This is a genomic window from Pseudomonas sp. Seg1 (assembly GCF_018326005.1).
In the GTDB taxonomy this organism is placed as follows: Bacteria; Pseudomonadota; Gammaproteobacteria; order Pseudomonadales; family Pseudomonadaceae; genus Aquipseudomonas.
Window position 1 is genome coordinate 640,824 of the sequence record NZ_AP021903.1, and the last position, 18,894, is coordinate 659,717.

General features: G+C 59.4%; 20 protein-coding genes. 15 read left to right on the forward strand and 5 right to left on the reverse strand.

The window, feature by feature from the left end; translation table 11 throughout:
- The first annotated feature begins 304 nt into the window (after nucleotides 1-304).
- The 4 genes from KI231_RS02730 (at nucleotide 305) to KI231_RS02745 (ending at nucleotide 2,968) form a co-directional block, all read left to right on the forward strand.
- On the forward strand, nucleotides 305-1,228 hold the full coding sequence (locus KI231_RS02730) for a DUF6708 domain-containing protein (protein ID WP_213027367.1): 924 nt from the start codon (nucleotides 305-307) through the stop codon (nucleotides 1,226-1,228).
- A complete protein-coding gene (locus tag KI231_RS02735) occupies nucleotides 1,225-1,650 on the forward strand; it encodes a hypothetical protein (RefSeq protein WP_213027368.1) in 426 nt (141 codons plus the stop codon). Before KI231_RS02730 ends, KI231_RS02735 begins: the two co-directional genes overlap by 4 nt.
- Nucleotides 1,647-2,564 (forward strand): DUF6708 domain-containing protein, encoded by a 918-nt coding sequence (locus KI231_RS02740; RefSeq protein WP_213027369.1) that lies wholly within the window; start codon nucleotides 1,647-1,649, stop codon nucleotides 2,562-2,564. Before KI231_RS02735 ends, KI231_RS02740 begins: the two co-directional genes overlap by 4 nt.
- Before the next feature lie 128 nt (nucleotides 2,565-2,692).
- Nucleotides 2,693-2,968, forward strand: a complete 276-nt coding sequence (locus KI231_RS02745) for a hypothetical protein (protein WP_213027370.1) — start codon at nucleotides 2,693-2,695, stop codon at nucleotides 2,966-2,968.
- 43 nt (nucleotides 2,969-3,011) lie between these two features.
- Here the strand turns inward: KI231_RS02745 and KI231_RS02750 are convergent, their stop codons facing one another.
- From KI231_RS02750 to rsgA, 4 genes are all read right to left on the reverse strand, one after another.
- A complete protein-coding gene (locus KI231_RS02750) occupies nucleotides 3,012-3,497 on the reverse strand; it encodes a toll/interleukin-1 receptor domain-containing protein (RefSeq protein ID WP_213027371.1) in 486 nt (161 codons plus the stop codon).
- Nucleotides 3,497-4,456 (reverse strand): caspase family protein, encoded by a 960-nt coding sequence (locus tag KI231_RS02755; protein WP_213027372.1) that lies wholly within the window; start codon nucleotides 4,454-4,456, stop codon nucleotides 3,497-3,499. Before KI231_RS02755 ends, KI231_RS02750 begins: the two co-directional genes overlap by 1 nt.
- Before the next feature lie 2 nt (nucleotides 4,457-4,458).
- Complete coding sequence (locus KI231_RS02760; protein ID WP_213027373.1) at nucleotides 4,459-4,866, reverse strand: TIR domain-containing protein; 408 nt, start codon at nucleotides 4,864-4,866, stop codon at nucleotides 4,459-4,461.
- 211 nt (nucleotides 4,867-5,077) lie between these two features.
- On the reverse strand, nucleotides 5,078-6,109 hold the full coding sequence (rsgA, locus tag KI231_RS02765) for a small ribosomal subunit biogenesis GTPase RsgA (RefSeq protein ID WP_213027374.1): 1,032 nt from the start codon (nucleotides 6,107-6,109) through the stop codon (nucleotides 5,078-5,080).
- Between the two features lie 107 nt (nucleotides 6,110-6,216).
- Here rsgA and orn point away from each other — a divergent pair, with 107 nt between their 5' ends.
- Both orn and KI231_RS02775 read left to right on the forward strand, forming a co-directional pair.
- Nucleotides 6,217-6,759: an oligoribonuclease gene (orn, locus tag KI231_RS02770; protein ID WP_053116764.1), complete on the forward strand. Its 543-nt coding sequence runs from the start codon at nucleotides 6,217-6,219 to the stop codon at nucleotides 6,757-6,759.
- Between the two features lie 202 nt (nucleotides 6,760-6,961).
- On the forward strand, nucleotides 6,962-7,576 hold the full coding sequence (locus KI231_RS02775) for a trimeric intracellular cation channel family protein (RefSeq protein ID WP_213028731.1): 615 nt from the start codon (nucleotides 6,962-6,964) through the stop codon (nucleotides 7,574-7,576).
- On the opposite strand, the gene queG is transcribed toward KI231_RS02775, so the two are convergent.
- Nucleotides 7,558-8,637 (reverse strand): tRNA epoxyqueuosine(34) reductase QueG, encoded by a 1,080-nt coding sequence (gene queG, locus KI231_RS02780; protein WP_213027375.1) that lies wholly within the window; start codon nucleotides 8,635-8,637, stop codon nucleotides 7,558-7,560. The genes KI231_RS02775 and queG overlap by 19 nt on opposite strands.
- A 63-nt stretch (nucleotides 8,638-8,700) precedes the next feature.
- Between queG and KI231_RS02785 the strand changes: the two genes are divergently transcribed.
- From KI231_RS02785 to hflC, 9 genes are all read left to right on the forward strand, one after another.
- Entirely contained in the window at nucleotides 8,701-10,200 is a 1,500-nt protein-coding gene (locus tag KI231_RS02785) for an NAD(P)H-hydrate dehydratase (RefSeq protein WP_103304659.1), read from the forward strand.
- Nucleotides 10,188-10,658: a tRNA (adenosine(37)-N6)-threonylcarbamoyltransferase complex ATPase subunit type 1 TsaE gene (gene tsaE / locus KI231_RS02790; protein WP_027611413.1), complete on the forward strand. Its 471-nt coding sequence runs from the start codon at nucleotides 10,188-10,190 to the stop codon at nucleotides 10,656-10,658. Before KI231_RS02785 ends, tsaE begins: the two co-directional genes overlap by 13 nt.
- 57 nt (nucleotides 10,659-10,715) lie before the next feature.
- Nucleotides 10,716-12,095 (forward strand): N-acetylmuramoyl-L-alanine amidase, encoded by a 1,380-nt coding sequence (locus KI231_RS02795; RefSeq protein WP_371919316.1) that lies wholly within the window; start codon nucleotides 10,716-10,718, stop codon nucleotides 12,093-12,095.
- Between the two features lie 5 nt (nucleotides 12,096-12,100).
- Nucleotides 12,101-14,002 (forward strand): DNA mismatch repair endonuclease MutL, encoded by a 1,902-nt coding sequence (mutL, locus tag KI231_RS02800; protein ID WP_213027376.1) that lies wholly within the window; start codon nucleotides 12,101-12,103, stop codon nucleotides 14,000-14,002.
- Nucleotides 14,002-14,973, forward strand: a complete 972-nt coding sequence (gene miaA / locus KI231_RS02805; RefSeq protein ID WP_213027377.1) for a tRNA (adenosine(37)-N6)-dimethylallyltransferase MiaA — start codon at nucleotides 14,002-14,004, stop codon at nucleotides 14,971-14,973. The genes mutL and miaA overlap by 1 nt, the downstream gene beginning before the upstream one ends.
- Nucleotides 14,974-15,068: 95 nt before the next feature.
- Nucleotides 15,069-15,335, forward strand: a complete 267-nt coding sequence (gene hfq, locus KI231_RS02810; RefSeq protein WP_095109354.1) for an RNA chaperone Hfq — start codon at nucleotides 15,069-15,071, stop codon at nucleotides 15,333-15,335.
- 12 nt (nucleotides 15,336-15,347) lie between these two features.
- A complete protein-coding gene (gene hflX / locus KI231_RS02815; RefSeq protein WP_103304663.1) occupies nucleotides 15,348-16,649 on the forward strand; it encodes a ribosome rescue GTPase HflX in 1,302 nt (433 codons plus the stop codon).
- 96 nt (nucleotides 16,650-16,745) lie between these two features.
- Nucleotides 16,746-17,921, forward strand: coding sequence for an FtsH protease activity modulator HflK (gene hflK / locus KI231_RS02820; protein ID WP_103304664.1), 1,176 nt, complete (start codon nucleotides 16,746-16,748; stop codon nucleotides 17,919-17,921).
- A complete protein-coding gene (hflC, locus tag KI231_RS02825; RefSeq protein ID WP_007950723.1) occupies nucleotides 17,921-18,790 on the forward strand; it encodes a protease modulator HflC in 870 nt (289 codons plus the stop codon). The genes hflK and hflC overlap by 1 nt, the downstream gene beginning before the upstream one ends.
- The last annotated feature ends 104 nt before the right edge of the window (nucleotides 18,791-18,894 follow it).

Genomic DNA, 18,894 nt, shown 5'->3' on the forward strand with positions numbered 1-18,894 from the left:
AGTGGATACCGATCGAGGAAGGTCAGGGTCTGCGTATAAGCGGTCCTTTCAAAGAGGTGAAAGACATACTGCGCACACCACCAAGCACGTTGTCGCTAAGGTTGCGTTATCACACGCCATTGACCGGGATACTCGGCGCTAGAAGTTTTATCGGCGGGGAGCGAGGTTTGGCTTTTACGTTGAACAACACCTCGGGCGTCATAGCGCTTAGAAACGACCCAACACCCGAACTTGATCGTGTACCGAATTACCCGCTCGGCGAGGATCACCCCGGCGCCATTTACCTGCAACCAAAGGACAAGCGATGAGTACGCCACCGGCAGGCACAACGGAAAAAAGGATGTTTTCGCGCAATGACTATCTGGCGCCATTGCCAATTCCTACGGGTGAAAGGCCTTGCGATGTGCTCAACACCATCTGGCGCAAGAATGAGGCGGTTCTCGATATCGGTAACTACAGCATCGGTTCGGCGGTGATGGTGATGTGGCCCGGAGTGATGTTGTTTTTGGGGCTGGCATACGTTTTCGATGACCCTGACGCGTTGATATTAGGAGCTTGTATCATGGCTCTCCCTATCTTTTGGTTGATCCAAGGCCTCTTCCGCGAAGTCCCTTTACCCATACGCTTCAATCGCCAACGCCGAGAAGTCTGCGTCCCCCGCGACAACGGAGAGTACTGGATTGTCCCTTGGGAAACCGTGACGGCGGCGGCCACTCAGCAGTCGTCGGTCAGTCAAGCCGGCAAAGCCACAATGGGTTTACTGGTCATCGGTTTCGAAAACCCCGACCCGCACGCCACGGAAGACAACAAGCATTTTTCGCTGGGCTTCAACTGTGGCGGTGGCACGACGGGGATGGCTCTGTGGGAATGCATGCGCAGTTACATGGAAGTTGGGCCAGAGGCGGCACCGGATGCCGCAGCGCTTAATTCAGGGGCCAACCTGCGTTACTACATCGATTACATGAAGGATAAAGCCAAAGAACGTGGCTGGTTTTTGACCCTGTTGTGGGAAGGTGTCTTTGGCGTATTCATCTTCAATGCTCCTCTCGCCACCTACCTGCAAAGGAAGAAGCTTTACCCGCCACCCGATCTGCTCTACCCCGACATCATCGAATGGTCGAAACCAATCCCACCTGAACAATGGACCAAACGCTCTCCAGAACTGGAAGCAGCCATCGCCAAACGCGAGGCTGAACTGGCTGCGCACGCTGAAAGAGAGTTGGCTTGAGATCGGATACTCAGGGCTATCGGCATCTGATTAAGAACAGCCCGACCAATAGCTACAAGGCGCCGAGGCCTTGGCGTGATATGACGCCCTTCTGGTTGTCCGACAGTAGTTGCCAGTGGATACCGATCGACGAAGGTCAGGGGCTGCGTATAAGCGGCCCTTTCAAAGAGGTGAAAGACGTACTGCGCACACCACCTGGCACGTTGTCGCTAAGATTGCGTTATCGCACGCCATTGACCGGGATTCTGGGCGCTCGAAGTTTTATCGGCGGGGAGCGTGGTTTGGCTTTTACCTTGAACAACTCCACGGGCGTCATAGCACTGAGAAATGACCCAACTCCCGAACTTGATCGTGTGCCGAATTACCCGCTCGGCAAGGATCACCCCGGCGCCATTTACCTGCGACCCAAGGACAAACGATGAGTACGCCACCGGCAGGAGCAACCGAAAAAAGAATGTTTTCGCGAAATGACTATCTCGCGCCACTACCTATTCCCACCGGTAGGAAACCTTCTGATGTGCTCAACATCATCTGGCGTAAGAACGAGGTGTTTCTCGATATTGGTAACTACAGCATCGGTTCGGCGGTGATGGTGATGTGGCCGATGGTTATGCTGTTCTTAGGGCTGGCCTATCTTTTCAAAGATCCTGATGCATTGATTTTGGGAGCCTGCATCATGGTCATCCCGATTTTTTTCTTAATCCAAGGCCTCTTCCGAGAAGTCCCCTTACCCATACGCTTCAACCGCCAACGCCGCGAAGTCTGCGTCCCTCGCGACAACGGCGAGTACTGGATCGTCCCTTGGGAAACCGTGACAGCCGCCGCCACTCAGCAGTCATCAGTCAGTCAGGCCGGCAAAGCCACGATGGGCCTTCTGGTCATCGGTTTCGAAACCCCCGACCCGCACGCCACGGATGACAACAAGCATTTTTCGCTGGGCTTCAACTGTGGCGACGGCACCACGGCGATGGCGTTGTGGGAATGCATGCGCAGTTACATGGAGATCGGGCCAGAGGCTGTTGAGGATCAAACCGCGCGTTTCGACAGGTCAAAAGGAATTTGGGCGACTTATTTGGACGATCTGATCAAAGCCGCGAAGTTGAGAGGCTGGTTCGTAACCGTTCTCTGGGAAGGGTTCTGCGGAATATTCATATTCAACACGCTGCTGATCGATGTGCTGGAGCGTTGGAAGTTGAACCCGCCTCCCGACTTGCCCTATCCCGACATCATCGAATGGTCAAAACCACTCCCGCCGGAACATTGGGCCAAACGCTCTCCAGAGCTGGAAGCAGCCATCGCCAAACGCGAGGCTGAACTGGCTGTAGGATCGATCTGAAACTCCTGGGCAATGGTTCTAAATCCCATGGACTCTGCCTATAGTCCTTTCTGTCACTGTTCAATCCAGTGACCGATCTTAGCCGGTCGAAACAAGATGGAATGTCCGTAAACCATTGGAGTTTGACCATGGCTGATTTCCGCCCCCTGCAAGGCAACATAAGCACCACCCCCACGCTCTATATCGACACCGAAGCCAAGGCCTCGGCCCTTCTCGAAACCGCAAAGCATCGCTTGAACATCCTGCGCAATATGCTCAATAGCGTCAGTTGCCTGTGCGTCAATGATGCCGAAGGTCATGATCTGGAACACTTCGCCAGCGCCGCGCATATCCTGCTTCAGGACGGCTGTGACGCGCTGGATGCGTTGGGCTGGAAGCTGGATCGAGTCGCGCCCAGCCTTTGAAAGTTAAAAAGCCGCGACGGTGTCGCGGCTTTTTTTATGTCGGTCAGAACCCCCGCCGAATCCGGTTTTTCAGTTGTTCATGGAAAATCTCGGCGTTGCGTTTATAGGTGCCGCTGAACGATTCGTTGCTCGAGTCCAGCGTCATTGAACGCTTGCTCGACACTTCTTCACGATAGGCGTCGATAAAGAAATCCAGATCGCTGGCTGTGCTCAGCTTCGGCCATTTATCCAGATACAACGGTAATTCCGTCGGCCCGGTCTTGAACGAACAGATCCGTCGGTTGCTGATCGTCGCCTCGCCGATTTCAAACGGCACCCACCACGACAACGCAGTCTTTTCCGAAACCACTGCCAGCAAGTGGGTGCATTCAGTGATGTTGCGGGTGATGACGCCGGTAATGTCGTCGGTGGTCTGGGATTCCGGGTCGAGCACGTCGAGGTAGGTTTTGATGTTGGCCTGGATCAGGCGGCTGTTGATGGCCATGGCGTGGGCGCGATCCATGTGGCGGTAGCTGATGAAGACGGGCATCAGAAGTGTCCTTTGAGAGCGAGTTCGCGGTAGTAGGCGCCGAGGGCGGTGAGGCGGCAGCCGGTGGAGTTGATGGCCGCGTAATACATGTGTTCGGCGTCCACCGGTTCGATCAGGCTGTGGCGATTGCACATTTGCAGTTGTTTGAAGATGTCGCCGTGATCCGCATCGAAGCAGGGCTCGGTGGGCTCGTAGCTCGGATCGAGCCTGAAAACAAAACTCGGCTCCGGGAACCAATCCTTGAGTTTGCGCAGGGTTTCTTCGGCGATCAGCGGCGCCACTTCGCGCAGCGGCACAAACTGCGAAACATTGGTCTTGAACACCGGACGCTGCTCCCACGCCCCCAGCGCATTGTCGACAAACGAGTAAACGCTACCCGGTGTGACCTTGCCGAGCACGTTGGCGGCGCCACCGTGCAGGGCCTGTAACAGCAGGTCGGTGAACACACCGTGGCCGCGACTCTCGAGGGCGGCCTGTTCTTTTTTGCAGGCGGTGAGAATGGTCATGCCTTCGCCAATCACGCTGCTGCCACCGCGCAAGCCGCGCATGGCGCCGGCCGCGCCGGCCTGACAGCAATCAAGAATGATGATTTTGTTCTTGATATGCGGAGCCTTGTCGGCCCATTCCAGAATGTCGCTGATACGAATGCCTTCCCCACCCGGTTGGTAGTCCTGCGGAATCAGCAGCCCTTCATCTATGTTGGTGTCGAACTGACCGTGGCCAGCGAAATACAGCAACGCCACATCACAATCGCCTGAAAACAGGCTCTGAATATGCTGCTTCATGGCCGTGAGGGTCAGATTTTCCTCGGCCGATGTCAGCACTTTGCTGCTGAAGTTCGGGCGCCCGTTGGCGTGGCGTTCCAGAACCGAAGCCATGGCCATCGCATCGTTATTGCAACCGCTCAGACGCGAAACATGGGTGTAGTCGTTGATGCCGATAAACAGTCCCTTGCGCATGGTTACACCGCCGTGTGCTGGCGAATGGCGGCGACGATGCTTTTGGTGCTCCAGGCGCATTCGGCATGCGCCGCGTTGCGCACCACGGTGGAGATCCGCTCGGCGCCGAACGGTTTGATCGCGATGATCACCTTGCCCATGCGCTTGGCAATCTCGATTTCCTTGTTGATCCACTTGCTGTAGGTCGAATACATGCCGGCCATGATCAGCACTGCCGAGCAAGGGCGGATCTTGTTCTCGATGGCTTCTTCCAGTTGTTTATCGGTTTGCGCGCCCATGATCGGGTTGTGCGGCGGCACGGAAAAATTCTTGAAGGTGAAATCCGGTTGAGCGCCGAGCAGACGCACCAGATTGTCGTGGGCGTGGGAGTAGTTCCACGAGTGGCTGATGAACAAATGATAGGTTTGCATGGGGTTCCTCGGAGGTCGCGAAAGTGCGAAGGAGGAACCGACTGTAGGCATCTGCGTGATGCCTACAAGGTGCTGGCGGCAAAAGAGAAATGTCCTGCAAACAGGCGTGCAAACGCCTACAGAAAAGTCTGATGTTTAAGCGTTTTGCGGGTTTGTCAGGCGTGATCCGACAACCGGCAGCCCTGGGTCTCAGGGCTGCCGGTGCGTCTGTTTAATAGCCGTTTTCAGGCAGGCTGGCGATGATCGAGCGGTAGCTGTTCATTCGCTGCTGCTGCACGCGGCCATCTTCCAGGGCCTTGAGCAGTGCGCAACCCGGTTCACGATCATGCTTGCAGTCGCGGAAGCGGCAGGTGCCGAGCAGGTCGTTGAACTCGATGAAGCCGGCTTCGACATCGGCGCGGCTGACGTGGCCGAGGCCGAATTCACGAATACCCGGGGAGTCGATCAACTCACCGCCGCCGGGGAAGTGGAACAGCCGTGCGGTGGTCGTGGTATGCGTGCCTTGGCCCGACAACTCGGACAACGGCCCGACGCGGGTTTCAACCTCAGGCAGCAAGCTGTTGACCAGCGACGACTTGCCGACGCCGGACTGGCCGACGAACACGCTGATGCGTCCGTCGAGCTGCTTTTGCAATTGTTCCATGCCGTTGCCGTGGTGCGCCGAGACTTCCAGCACCGGATAACCCAGCGTGCGGTAAACGGCCAGCAGGGCGTTGAGCGCCGGGGCGTTCTGCTCGTCGATCAGGTCGAATTTGTTCAGCAGCAGCAACGGGCGGATGCCGGCGTGTTCGGCGGCTACGAGGTAGCGGTCGATCAGGTTGGCATGCGGCTCGGGCAGTGGGGCGAAAACGATGACGATCATGTCGACGTTGGCCGCGACCGGCTTGAGCTGGCCTCGGCTGTCCGGGCGGCACAGCTCGGTGCTGCGCGGCAGTTGCGCGACGATAACGCCGATGCCCTGGTTGCCGGCACGCCAGACCACCTGGTCGCCGGTTACCAGCGCGGGCAGGTTGGCACGCAAGTGGCAACGGAACACCTGGCCGGCGAGTTCGCCGTCCTTGGCCTCGACTTCGACCTGCACACCGAAGTGGGCAATCACCAGGCCGTGCTGTTCCGGGCCGAGGTCGCCGCCCTCCAGGGCTTCGACAGCCGAGGACTCGCGTTTGGCGGCGCGTGCGGCGCGCTCGCCTTGAATCTTTTCGATGCGCCAGTTTTGACGACGATTGAGTTGGCGTTTGGCCATGGGTGTTCCGTCTGAAGAATGCAGCGATTAGGTAAAACGGCCGCGAGTTTAGCACGCCCGGGCACCGGCCTAGGCTAAACTGCGCAGCATTGCCTAGGAGCCGAAATATGCAAAACCCGCAGAATCTGATCTGGATCGACCTGGAAATGACCGGTCTGGATCCGGATAACGACGTCATCATCGAAATGGCCACTATCGTCACCGACAGTGACCTCAATACCTTGGCCGAAGGCCCGGTGATCGCCATCCACCACAGCGATGAAGTCCTCGCGCGCATGGACGAGTGGAACACCCGCACCCACGGCAACTCTGGCCTCACTCAGCGCGTACGCGACAGCCGCATCAGCATGGCCGAAGCCGAAGCTGAAACCATTGCCTTCCTGGAGAAGTGGGTGCCGAAGGGCAAGTCGCCGATCTGCGGCAATAGCATCTGCCAGGATCGCCGCTTCCTTTATACCCACATGAAAGCGCTGGAAAGCTACTTCCACTACCGCAACCTCGACGTCTCCACGCTCAAGGAACTGGCCGCCCGCTGGGCACCGGATGTGCGCGACAGCTTCAAGAAGGGCAGCACGCACCTGGCACTGGACGACATCCGCGAATCCATCGCCGAGTTGCAGCACTACCGCAAGCACTTCATCAAGTTCTGATTGAGCGGTGTCTGCACTGACGTCTTCGCGAGCAAGCCCGCTCCCACAATTTGGGATGCGTTCCCCCTGTGGGAGCGGGCTTGCTCGCGAAGAGGGCGACAGAGTCCTCGGAAGATTCAAGTCAGAAATGCATCCCGGAGCGCGCCCCCTTCTGGTGCGGCGCTGAAATGGCTAGACTGCGCGCCTTCCTGCCTGGATCGCCATCATGCTGCTAATGCTCTACCTCGTTGCCATTACCGCCGAAGCCATGACCGGTGCCCTGTCCGCAGGCCGACGCGGCATGGACTGGTTTGGCGTGGTGCTGATCGCCTGTGTCACGGCGTTGGGCGGCGGGTCAGTGCGCGATGTGCTGCTCGGGCATTACCCGCTGACGTGGGTCAAGCATCCGGAGTACCTGGTGCTGACCACCGTCGCCGCGATGATTACTGTGTTTACCGCCCGCTGGATGCGTCATTTGCGTTCGCTGTTTCTGGTGCTGGATGCCGTCGGTCTGGTGGCGTTTACCCTGATCGGCTGCATGACTGCTCTGGAAATGGGCCACGGCATGCTGGTGGCTTCGGTCAGCGGTGTGATTACCGGCGTGTTCGGCGGCATTCTGCGCGATATATTCTGCAACGACATCCCGCTGATCTTCCGCCGTGAGCTCTACGCCAGCGTGTCGTTCGCGGCGGCGTGGTGCTACATGCTGTGCCTGTATCTCAATGTGCCGAGTGAGCAGGCGATTTTGATCACACTGTTCGGCGGCTTTCTATTGCGTCTGCTGGCGATCCGGTTTCATTGGGAGATGCCCAAGTTCGTCTATAACGACGCGCCTTGACGCTCGGCATGTTGTTTCAGCGCCCACTCGACGTGCTCGCGCACCAGCTCTGACGGATAGTCACGGCGTGCCTTCAAGGCTTCCAGCACCGGAATGCTCGACGGCGCATTACCGAGTCCCACCGCCAGATTGCGCAGCCAGCGCTCGTAACCGGCGCGGCGCAGCGGCGAGCCTTCGGTGCTGCTGAGAAACTTGTCTTCATCCCACATGAACAGTTCGGCTAGTTCGGCATTGTCGAGATTGTGCCGTGGCTTGAAATCGCTTTCCCCGGAAGGCTTGGCAAAGCGGTTCCACGGGCAGACGATCTGACAGTCATCGCAGCCGAATACGCGGTTGCCGATCAACGGGCGAAGGTCTTCGGGGATGGCGTTTTTCAGTTCGATGGTCAGGTAGGAAATGCAGCGCCGCGCGTCCAGCACGTACGGACCGACAAAGGCGTTGGTCGGGCAGATATCGAGGCACGCGGTGCAGCGGCCGCAATGTTCGCTGCTGTGCGGCTCATCCACCGGCAGCGGCAGGTCGACGAAGAGTTCGCTTAAAAAGAAATAACTGCCGGCCTTGCGGTTCAACACCAGGGTGTTCTTGCCGATCCAGCCCAGCCCGGCCTGTTCGGCGATGGCTTTTTCCAGCACCGGGGCGCTGTCGACAAAGGCGCGAAAACCGAACGGTCCGATCTCGGATTGAATCTTGTCGGCCAATTGTTGAACACGTTTACGGATCAATTTGTGGTAATCGCGGCCCAAGGCATAACGCGACACGTAGGCTTTTTCCGGTTGCGCCAGGCGTTTGGCCATTTCGGTGTCGCCCGGCAGGTAGTCCATGCGCAGCGAAACCACGCGCAAAGTGCCTGGCACCAGTTGTTCCGGGTGCGAGCGTTTGCTGCCGTGGGCGCCCATGTAGTCCATTTCGCCGTGGTAGCCGGCCGCGAGCCAGCGCTCCAGATGCTGCTCATGTTCGGCCAGATCGACGCCGCTGATGCCGACTTGCTGAAAGCCCAGCTCGCGGCCCCAATCCTTGATCGATTGGGCGAGGGCGGGCAGGTCTGTGGTGATGGCGGACATGAGGCGAGAGAAACCGGAGCTGAGGTGCGTATAATTCTGCCAGACATCGGAGCCCGAAGACGCATGCCGCACACGAAAGATGAATTACCCGACGCGCTGTACCGCGCCGCACAGGTGCGCGAACTCGATGCGCGGCTGATCGCTGCCGGTACGCCGGGCTTCGAATTGATGCAGCGCGCCGCCCATGCGACATGGCGAGCGCTGGTTCGGCAATGGCCTTCTGCGACCGAACTGAGCGTGTTGGCCGGGCATGGCAACAACGCAGGTGACGGCTATCTGGTCGCTGCGCTGGCGCGGCGCGCAGGCTGGACGGTTCGGGTGTTGGCGGTCGGTGACCCGCAGCGCTTGCAGGGTGATGCCGCATTGGCCCATGCCGAGGCGTTGGCTGAAGGCGTCACCGTGCAGGACTGGACTGCGCAAAGCGAGTTGCGCGGTGTCATCGTCGATGCCTTGCTCGGCACCGGCCTTGGCGGTGACGTGCGCGAGCCTTATGCCAGTGCGATCAAAGCGATCAATGCCAGCGGCTTGCCGGTGATCGCGGTGGATATTCCTTCCGGGCTCTGCGCCGATACCGGACATGTACTCGGTGACGCAGTCCGCGCCGACCTCACTGTCACCTTCATTGGTTTGAAAATCGGCCTGTTTACCGGTGACGCAGCGGATCACATCGGCGGGCTAGTGTTTAACGATTTGCAGGCCTCGGCCGAAACCTGTCGTGACATTCCTGTCAGCGCCGTACGCCTTAACGCGGCTAATCTTCCGCGATTGGCTGCACGTGCACCGGCAGCGCACAAAGGCCGATTCGGCCACGTGCTGCTGATCGGCGGCGATCACGGTTTCGGCGGGGCGATTCTGCTCAGCACCGAAAGCGCCCTGCGCAGCGGCGCCGGCATGGTTTCGCTGGCCACTCGCCCGGAACACGTGCCGGCAGCCTTGAGCCGCGTGCCGGAAGCCATGGCGCTTGGCGCTTCATCGGCCAACCAGTTAATGGGCTTGCTGGACAAGGTTTCAGTCTTGGTTATAGGGCCAGGTCTGGGGCAAGCGAGTTGGGGGCGGGCGTTGTTGTCCGCTGCGGCCAACGCGCCGTTGCCGCAAGTGTGGGACGCTGATGCGTTGAACTTGCTGGCGACCGGCTTCGTCAGCCTGCCCAAGGACTGCGTGATCACTCCGCATCCGGGCGAGGCTGCACGTTTGCTGGGGATCAGTACTGCACAAGTGCAGGCCGATCGTCCTGCTGCGGCGTTGGCGTTGAGCAAAAAATATACAGCGGTGGTGGTGTTGAAGGGGGCCGGCAGTCTGATTGCGCATCCCGATGGACGTCTGGCGCTGTGTCATCAGGGCCATCCGGCCATGGCCACCGCCGGTCTCGGCGATGTGCTGGCGGGTTTGGTCGGCGCACTGCTGGCGCAAGGCATGAACGGTTTCGATGCCGCCTGCCTGGCGGTTTGGCTGCACGCCAATGCCGGTATGCAACAAGGGAAATTCGGCCGTGGGCTGGCGGCCAGTGATCTGATTCCAGCCATTCGTCAGTTGTTGGAGGAGCATGCACCGTGTCTGAAGTAACCCTGTACCTGGCCGATGAACAGGCCATGAGCGACTTTGGCGCACGGATCGCCCGCGTGACCCGGGGCCATGGCCTGATTTTTCTGGAAGGCAATCTGGGGATGGGCAAGACCACGCTGTCCCGGGGCATCATCCGTGGGTTGGGGCATGTCGGTGCGGTAAAAAGTCCGACCTTCACGTTGGTCGAGCCCTACGAGATCGGCGACGTGCGCGCCTTCCACTTCGACCTGTATCGCCTGGTCGATCCGGAGGAACTGGAGTTTCTCGGCATCCGTGACTATTTCGAAGACGACGCCCTGTGCCTGATCGAGTGGCCCGATAAAGGTGCAGGCTTTTTGCCAAAGCCTGACCTGACCATTACCATTAGCCCGCAAGACAGCGGGCGTTCGCTGAAAATTTTATCCCAGGGGTCGCGCGGCGAGGCCTGGTGTGCCGCTTTGGCATTGGAATCCAATTAAATGATGGGGTTAGGTATGCGCTTTCGCGCGTTGGTGGCTGCCGCTGGACTGATATTGATGGCAGTAACCGTCAACGCTGTGGCCGATACGAAGGTCAACAGCGTGCGCCTGTGGCGCGCACCGGACAACACGCGGCTGGTCTTCGACCTCAGCGGCCCAGTGCAGCACAGCGTCTTCACCCTGACTGCACCGGATCGGCTGGTGATCGACATCAACGGCGCCACCTTGGGCGCACCGTTGAATGTGCAGACCGCGAACACGCCGATTACCGCGATGCGCTCTGCCCAGCGCACGCCGACTGACTTGCGGGTAGTCATCGACCTGAAGAAAGCCGTCACCCCGAAAAGCTTCTCGCTGGCGCCTAACGCGCAGTACGGCAACCGTCTGGTGGTCGATCTGTTCGACAACGCGGCCGATGCGGCACCAGCGCCTGTGCCTGCTCCAACGCCGTCAGTGGCGACCATGCCTGCGGTGCCAGTCACGCCTTCCGAGCCGGCAATCAAGTTGCCGCCGGCCCCGCCTGGCAAGCGCGACATTATTGTGGTGATCGACGCCGGGCACGGTGGTGAAGACCCGGGGGCCTCTGGCTCACGCGGCCAGCGTGAGAAAGACGTGGTGTTGCAGATCGCGCGCGAATTGCAGCGTCAGGTCAACGGCATGAAAGGTTTCCGCGCCGAACTGACGCGTACTGGCGACTATTTCATCCCGTTGCGCGGCCGTACCGAGATCGCCCGCAAGAAGGGCGCCGACCTGTTCGTCTCGATTCACGCCGACGCCGCGCCGTCTGCGGCAGCCTTCGGTGCTTCGGTATTTGCCCTGTCTGATCGCGGCGCCACGTCGGAGACCGCCCGATGGCTGGCCGACAGCGAAAACCGTTCCGACTTGATCGGTGGTGCCGGCAACGTCAGCCTCGACGACAAGGATCGTATGCTCGCCGGCGTGTTGCTCGACCTGTCGATGACCGCCTCGCTGACCTCCAGTCTCAACGTCGGTCAGAAAGTCCTGACCAACATCGGTCGTGTGACACCGCTGCACAAGCAGCGCGTGGAACAGGCCGGGTTCATGGTGTTGAAATCGCCGGATATCCCGTCGATCCTCGTCGAAACCGGGTTTATCTCCAACGCCAACGAAGCCAACAAGCTCTCGGCATCGAGCCACCAGCAGGCGCTGGCGCGTTCGATCAGCAGCGGCGTGCGCCAGTTCTTCCAGCAGAACCCGCCACCGGGCACCTACATTGCCTGGCTGCGTGATTCCGGCAAGATCGCCCAAGGCCCGCGTGATCACCGTGTCGGCCCGGGTGAGACCCTGGCGATGATTGGTGTGCGCTATCAGGTGTCGCCGGCGACGCTGCGCAGCGCGAATAACCTGAAAAGCGATGAGCTGAAAGTCGGTCAGCACCTGACCATTCCTGGCACCGAACTGGCGTCCAAAGAATGAATCAGGTGTCGAACGCAGCCCGCATCGAATTGCTTAGCCCGCGGCTGGCGAACCAGATCGCCGCCGGTGAGGTAGTCGAGCGCCCGGCATCGGTGATCAAGGAACTGCTGGAAAACAGCCTCGATTCCGGTGCCAAGCGCATTGATGTCGATGTCGAGCAGGGCGGCGTCAAGCTGCTGCGCGTTCGCGATGACGGCAGCGGCATTTCGGCTGATGACCTGCCGCTGGCGCTGGCCCGTCACGCCACCAGCAAGATCCGCAATCTGGAAGATCTGGAACAGGTGATGAGCCTGGGCTTTCGTGGTGAGGCATTGGCGTCGATCAGTTCCGTGGCGCGTCTGACCCTGACTTCGCGCACTCGCGACGCCGATCAGGCCTGGCAGGTCGAAACCGAAGGTCGCGACATGGCGCCCCGTGTTCAGCCGGCGGCGCATCCGGTCGGCACTTCGGTGGAAGTCCGCGACCTGTTCTTCAACACCCCGGCGCGGCGTAAATTCCTCAAGACTGAAAAAACCGAATTCGATCACCTGCAAGAAGTGATCAAGCGTCTGGCGCTGGCGCGTTTCGACGTGGCGTTTCACCTGCGTCATAACGGCAAGACTATCCTCAGCCTGCACGAGGCTCATGATGATGCGGCCCGCGCGCGGCGAGTGGCGGCGATCTGCGGTTCGGGTTTTCTTGAACAGGCGTTGCCGATCGAGATCGAACGCAACGGTCTGCACCTGTGGGGCTGGGTCGGTTTGCCGACCTTCAACCGTAGCCAGGCGGATTTGCAGTATTTCTTTGTCAACGGCCGTGCGGTGCGCGACAAACTGGTCGCCCACGCGGTGCGTCAGGCTTACCGCGACGTGCTGTTCAACGGTCGGCATCCGACTTTTGCGTTGTTTTTCGAGGTCGATCCGGCGGCGGTAGACGTCAACGTGCACCCGACCAAGCACGAAGTACGTTTTCGTGACGGGCGCATGGTGCACGACTTCCTCTACGGCACGCTGCACCGCGCGCTGGGCGATGTGCGTCCGGAAGACCAGCTCGCCGGTTCCGTGACCACCGCCATCGTCCGTCCGACCGGCCTTGATGCCGGCGAATTCGGACCGCAAGGCGAAATGCGTCTGGCGGCCAATGCGTTGCTGGAGCAGCCGCAGGCGCAACCGGCATTCAACACCTCGTCAGGTGGCAGCGCTGGTGGCGCTTATCAGTATCAATACACGCCGCGTCCGCAATCCGCCGTGCCACCGGTCGCCGAGGCCCAAGCGGCGTATCGCGAGTTTTTCGCACCGCTGCCCGAGGCCAATGCCAACGCATTGCCGGCCGGTCAGGAAGACATTCCGCCGCTTGGTTACGCACTGGCGCAGCTCAAGGGCATCTACATTCTGTCGGAGAACGCCCAGGGTCTGGTGCTGGTGGACATGCACGCCGCTCACGAGCGGATCATGTACGAACGCCTGAAGATCGCCATGGCCAGCGAAGGCCTGAGTGGCCAGCCGTTGCTGGTGCCGGAATCGTTGGCGGTCAGTCAGCGCGAGGCTGATTGCGCCGAAGAACACGCGGCGTGGTTCCAGCGTCTGGGCTTCGAACTGCAGCGTCTGGGCCCGGAAACACTGGCGATCCGCCAGATTCCCGCACTGCTCAAGCAGGCCGAGGCCAACCGCCTGGTCGGTGACGTGCTGTCGGATTTGATGGAGTACGGCACCAGCGACCGGATTCAGGCGCACCTGAACGAACTGCTCGGCACCATGGCCTGCCACGGCGCAATTCGCGCCAACCGGCGCCTGGCCCTGCCGGAAATGAACGGCCTGCTGCGTGACATGGAAAACACCGAGCGCAGCGGTCAATGCAACCATGGCCGACCGACCTGGACCCAATTGGGCCTGGACGATCTGGACAAACTGTTCCTGCGCGGTCGTTGATGAGCCAGCTTCCTCCAGCGATTTTCCTGATGGGCCCGACCGCTGCGGGCAAGACCGATCTGGCCATCGAGCTGACCAAGGTACTGCCGTGCGAGCTGATCAGCGTCGATTCGGCGCTGGTCTATCGCGGCATGGACATCGGCACGGCCAAGCCTTCCAAAGAGCTGCTGGCCGAATATCCGCACCGTTTGATCGATATTCGTGATCCGGCCGAGGCGTACTCGGCGGCGGATTTTCGTCGCGATGCCCTGCAAGCGATGGCCGAAATCACCGCACGCGGAAAAATTCCGCTGCTGGTGGGCGGCACGATGCTCTATTACAAGGCACTGGTTGACGGTTTGGCAGATATGCCAGCGGCCGATGCGGCCATCCGTGCGCAGATCGAAGAAGATGCTGCACGCCTTGGCTGGCAAGCTCTGCATGATCAATTGGCGATCATCGATCCAGTGTCGGCGGCGCGGATTCACCCCAACGATCCGCAGCGCTTGAGTCGTGCGCTGGAAGTTTATCGGGTCAGCGGTCAGAGCATGACCGCGCTGCGCCAGCAACAATCTGCGCAAAGTACTGAAGCAGCCGCTTCGGGACTGCAACAATTGCCCTATACTGTCGCGAACTTGGCCATTGCCCCGGCAAATCGCCAGGTATTGCACGAGCGCATTAAACAAAGATTCACAAATATGTTGGAACAGGGGTTCATCGACGAGGTCGTAGCCCTGCGTAAAAGAAGTGACCTGCATTCGGGGTTGCCGTCTATACGTGCAGTGGGGTACCGCCAAGTCTGGGATTACCTGGATGGCAAGCTGACGTTGTCCGAAATGCAGGAGCGCGGAGTCATTGCCACGCGCCAATTGGCCAAACGCCAGTTCACCTGGCTGCGCAGCTGGGAAGATTTACACTGGCTGGACAGTCTTGATTGCGACAATCTGCCACGCGCCTTGAAATACCTTGGGACCATCTCCATATTGAGCTGAGTCCTTGCAATTGCCGTCTATCCTTGGGGGTGTGACGGCCAAAGCCATCTGAATTACCTATTTTTTATTATTGAATCCTTAAAGGAGTGCGGCACATGTCAAAAGGGCATTCGCTACAAGACCCTTACTTGAATACTTTACGTAAAGAGAAAGTTGGGGTTTCCATCTACCTGGTCAACGGTATCAAGCTGCAAGGTACGATCGAGTCGTTCGACCAGTTCGTGATCCTGCTGAAAAACACCGTCAGCCAAATGGTTTACAAACACGCTATCTCGACAGTAGTGCCGGTTCGTCCAATTCGTCTGCCTAGCGCAACCGAAAACGAACAGGGCGACGCTGATCCAGCTCCGGGTAACGCCTGATAGGAGTCTCCTTTGTTCTTTGAGCGCCACGGTGGTGGTGAGCGAGTCATTCTCGTTCACTTGGATGGACAGGACCCTGAGGCGCGCGAAGATCCGCAGGAGTTTCAGGAATTGGCTAATTCGGCGGGCGCCGAGACCGTTGCGTTTTTTAACGTGCCGCGTCATCGGCCAACCGCCAAATTCCTGATTGGTAGCGGCAAGGTCGAGGAATTGCGCGACCTGGTACATGCCGAAGAAGCCGATCTGGTGATCTTCAATCACACCCTCACGCCCAGTCAGGAACGTAACCTCGAACGTGTATTCGAGTGTCGCGTGATCGACCGCACCGGTCTGATTCTCGATATTTTCGCCCAACGCGCGCGTACCCATGAAGGCAAGCTCCAGGTCGAACTGGCCCAGCTTGACCACATGAGCACCCGGCTGGTTCGTGGCTGGACCCACCTTGAGCGTCAGGGTGGTGGTATCGGCATGCGTGGTCCGGGTGAAACCCAGCTGGAAACCGACCGCCGTCTGCTGCGGGTTCGCCTGCGACAGATCAAGGGGCGGCTGGAAAAAGTGCGCAGTCAGCGCGAACAGTCGCGTCGCGGCCGTTCCCGTGCGGATATTCCTACTGTTTCCCTGGTGGGCTATACCAACGCCGGCAAATCCACACTCTTCAATAACGTGACGAAATCCGACGTGTACGCGGCCGACCAATTGTTCGCCACGCTGGATCCGACCCTGCGCCGTCTGGAACTGGACGACCTTGGGCCGATTGTCCTGGCCGACACGGTGGGGTTCATTCGCCACCTGCCGCACAAGCTGGTCGAGGCATTTCGGTCTACGCTCGAAGAGTCGAGCAACTCCGACCTCTTGTTGCACGTGATCGATGCGGCCGAACCGGATCGGATGTTGCAGATCGAGCAGGTGATGGTGGTGCTGGGCGAGATTGGGGCCCAGGACTTGCCGATACTTGAGGTATACAACAAACTCGATTTGCTTGAAGGCGTTGAGCCACAAATCCAGCGCGACGAAAACGGCAGGCCGCAACGGGTCTGGTTGTCGGCGCGTGATGGCAGTGGTCTGGAATTGCTTGAGCAAGCCATTGCCGAGTTGTTGGGCAGTGACCTGTTTGTCGGTACCTTACGGTTGCCTCAGCGTTTTGCGCGTCTGCGCGCACAGTTCTTCGAATTGGGCGCGGTGCAGAAAGAAGAATACGACGAAGAAGGTGTCAGCTTGCTGGCCGTTCGATTGCCGCGCTCGGAGCTCAATCGACTGGTCAGTCGTGAAGGCGTTGTGCCGACGGAGTTCATCGAGCAACACACTTTGCAATAAAAGCCTGAAAAAGCGGTTGTGCCGCAACGGCAGGCATTCTGTAGCATTGGTCGGCGCGCCGTGGGTGCGTCTTTGCTTTATCAGATGGAGAGCGCTATGGCTTGGAATGAGCCGGGTGGCAACTCGAACAATCAGGATCCTTGGGGTGGCAAGCGCCGCAATAACGGCGACCGCAAGGGGCCACCGGATCTCGACGAGGCCTTCCGAAAGCTGCAGGAAAGCCTGAACGGGTTGTTCGGTGGTGGTAAGAAACGCGGTGGTGATGACGGCGGCGGTTCGGGCAGGAGTGGTGGCGGCTTCGGCGGTCTGCTCGGCATCGGCCTTGTTGTGCTGGCGGCTGTCTGGCTGTACAGCGCGGTCTACGTGGTGGACGAGCAGGAGCAAGCCGTGGTGCTGCGCTTCGGCAAGTACTACGAAACCGTCGGCCCCGGCCTGAACATCTACTTCCCGCCGATCGATAAAAAGTACATGGAAAACGTCACGCGTGAGCGTGCCTATACCAAACAGGGCCAGATGCTGACCGAAGACGAGAACATCGTCGAAGTACCGCTGACCGTGCAGTACAAGATCAGCAACCTGCAGGACTTCGTGCTGAACGTCGATCAGCCGGAAATCAGCCTCCAGCATGCGACCGACAGCGCCCTGCGCCACGTGGTGGGTTCGACCGCCATGGATCAGGTGCTGACCGAAGGTCGTGAGTTGATGGCCAGCGAAATCAAGGAGCGTCTGCAACGTTTCCTCGATACCTATCGCACCGGTATCACCGTCACCCAGGTCAACGTACAGAGCGCAGCAGCACCGCGTGAAGTGCAGGAAGCCTTCGATGACGTGATCCGCGCCCGTGAAGACGAACAGCGTTCGCGCAACCAGGCTGAAACCTATGCCAACGGCGTTGTGCCGGAAGCCCGTGGTCAGGCCCAGCGTATCCTCGAGGATGCCAATGGTTACCGCGACGAAACGGTCTCGCGTGCCAAGGGTGAGGCCGATCGCTTCACCAAACTGGTCGCCGAGTATCGCAAGGCGCCTGAAGTCACCCGCCAGCGTCTGTACCTGGACACCATGCAGGAGGTCTTCAGCAACACCAGCAAGGTACTCGTGACCGGCAACAAGAACGGCCAGAGCAACCTGCTTTACCTGCCGTTGGACAAAATGATCCAGAACAGTTCGGGCAGCAATGCAGCGGTCACTGGTTCTGCCGCCGCCAGCAATAACACGGACGTCACGCCGCATGTCACTGACGTGCCGCAGTCGCGTACAAGGGAGACCCGCTGATGAGCAATAAATCGCTGATCGCCCTGATCGTTGGCGTTGTCGTGGTACTGGTGGGCTGGAACTGCTTCTACATCGTCGCTCAGACCGAGCGTGCGGTGCTGCTGCAATTCGGTCGTGTGGTGCAGGCGGATGTTCAGCCGGGCCTGCATGTGAAAGTGCCTTACGTTAACCAGGTGCGTAAATTCGACGCACGTCTGATGACGCTGGATGCACCGACACAGCGCTTCCTGACCCTGGAAAAGAAAGCCGTCATGGTTGATGCCTACGCCAAGTGGCGGGTGAAAGATGCCGAGCGCTTCTACACCGCAACTTCCGGTCTCAAGCAAATTGCTGACGAGCGTCTGTCCCGTCGTCTGGAATCCGGCCTGCGTGACCAGTTCGGCAAGCGCACCCTGCACGAAGTCGTGTCGGGTGAGCGTGATGCGCTGATGGCTGATATCACCGCTTCGCTGAACAAGATGGCGGAAAAAGAGCTGGGTATCGAAGTCGTCGATGTCCGGGTCAAGGCCATCGATCTGCCGAAAGAAGTAAACCGCAGCGTGTTCGAACGTATGAGCACCGAGCGTGAGCGTGAAGCTCGCGAGCACCGCGCCAAGGGTAACGAGCTGGCTGAAGGCATCCGTGCCGACGCTGATCGTCAACGCCGCGTACTGCTGGCTGAAGCCTATCGTGAGTCCGAAGAGATTCGCGGTGACGGTGACGCCCAGGCCGCTGCGATCTACTCCAAGGCCTACGGTCAGGATCAAGAGTTCTACGGTTTCTACCGTAGTCTGCGCGCCTACCGTGAAAGCTTCGCGAACAAATCCGACGTCCTGGTCCTCGACCCAAGCAGCGACTTCTTCCGTTATCTGGAAAAGTCCAAGCCTTGACACGCCGTTGACCTGAATCATTCCGCCCGGCGGCTAAAACCTCGGGCGGGGTGATCCTTTGGGAAAACGTGTGTATGATGCGGCAGCCGGGAAATTCCCGGCTT

Excerpts from the sequence above, each read along its gene's own strand:
- KI231_RS02740 (WP_213027369.1), top strand. The coding sequence starts at position 1,647 with ATGAGTACGCCACCGGCAGGAGCAACCGAAAAAAGAATGTTTTCGCGA.
- hflK (WP_103304664.1), top strand. The coding sequence starts at position 16,746 with ATGGCTTGGAATGAGCCGGGTGGCAACTCGAACAATCAGGATCCTTGG.
- queG (WP_213027375.1), bottom strand. The coding sequence starts at position 8,637 with ATGTCCGCCATCACCACAGACCTGCCCGCCCTCGCCCAATCGATCAAG.
- hflC (WP_007950723.1), top strand. The coding sequence starts at position 17,921 with ATGAGCAATAAATCGCTGATCGCCCTGATCGTTGGCGTTGTCGTGGTA.
- KI231_RS02755 (WP_213027372.1), bottom strand. The coding sequence starts at position 4,456 with ATGCGCAAGGGACTGTTTATCGGCATCAACGACTACACCCATGTTTCG.
- KI231_RS02785 (WP_103304659.1), top strand. The coding sequence starts at position 8,701 with ATGCCGCACACGAAAGATGAATTACCCGACGCGCTGTACCGCGCCGCA.
- miaA (WP_213027377.1), top strand. The coding sequence starts at position 14,002 with ATGAGCCAGCTTCCTCCAGCGATTTTCCTGATGGGCCCGACCGCTGCG.
- KI231_RS02760 (WP_213027373.1), bottom strand. The coding sequence starts at position 4,866 with ATGCAAACCTATCATTTGTTCATCAGCCACTCGTGGAACTACTCCCAC.
- rsgA (WP_213027374.1), bottom strand. The coding sequence starts at position 6,109 with ATGGCCAAACGCCAACTCAATCGTCGTCAAAACTGGCGCATCGAAAAG.
- orn (WP_053116764.1), top strand. The coding sequence starts at position 6,217 with ATGCAAAACCCGCAGAATCTGATCTGGATCGACCTGGAAATGACCGGT.
- KI231_RS02745 (WP_213027370.1), top strand. The coding sequence starts at position 2,693 with ATGGCTGATTTCCGCCCCCTGCAAGGCAACATAAGCACCACCCCCACG.
- KI231_RS02750 (WP_213027371.1), bottom strand. The coding sequence starts at position 3,497 with ATGCCCGTCTTCATCAGCTACCGCCACATGGATCGCGCCCACGCCATG.
- hfq (WP_095109354.1), top strand. The coding sequence starts at position 15,069 with ATGTCAAAAGGGCATTCGCTACAAGACCCTTACTTGAATACTTTACGT.
- KI231_RS02795 (WP_371919316.1), top strand. The coding sequence starts at position 10,716 with ATGGCAGTAACCGTCAACGCTGTGGCCGATACGAAGGTCAACAGCGTG.
- KI231_RS02730 (WP_213027367.1), top strand. The coding sequence starts at position 305 with ATGAGTACGCCACCGGCAGGCACAACGGAAAAAAGGATGTTTTCGCGC.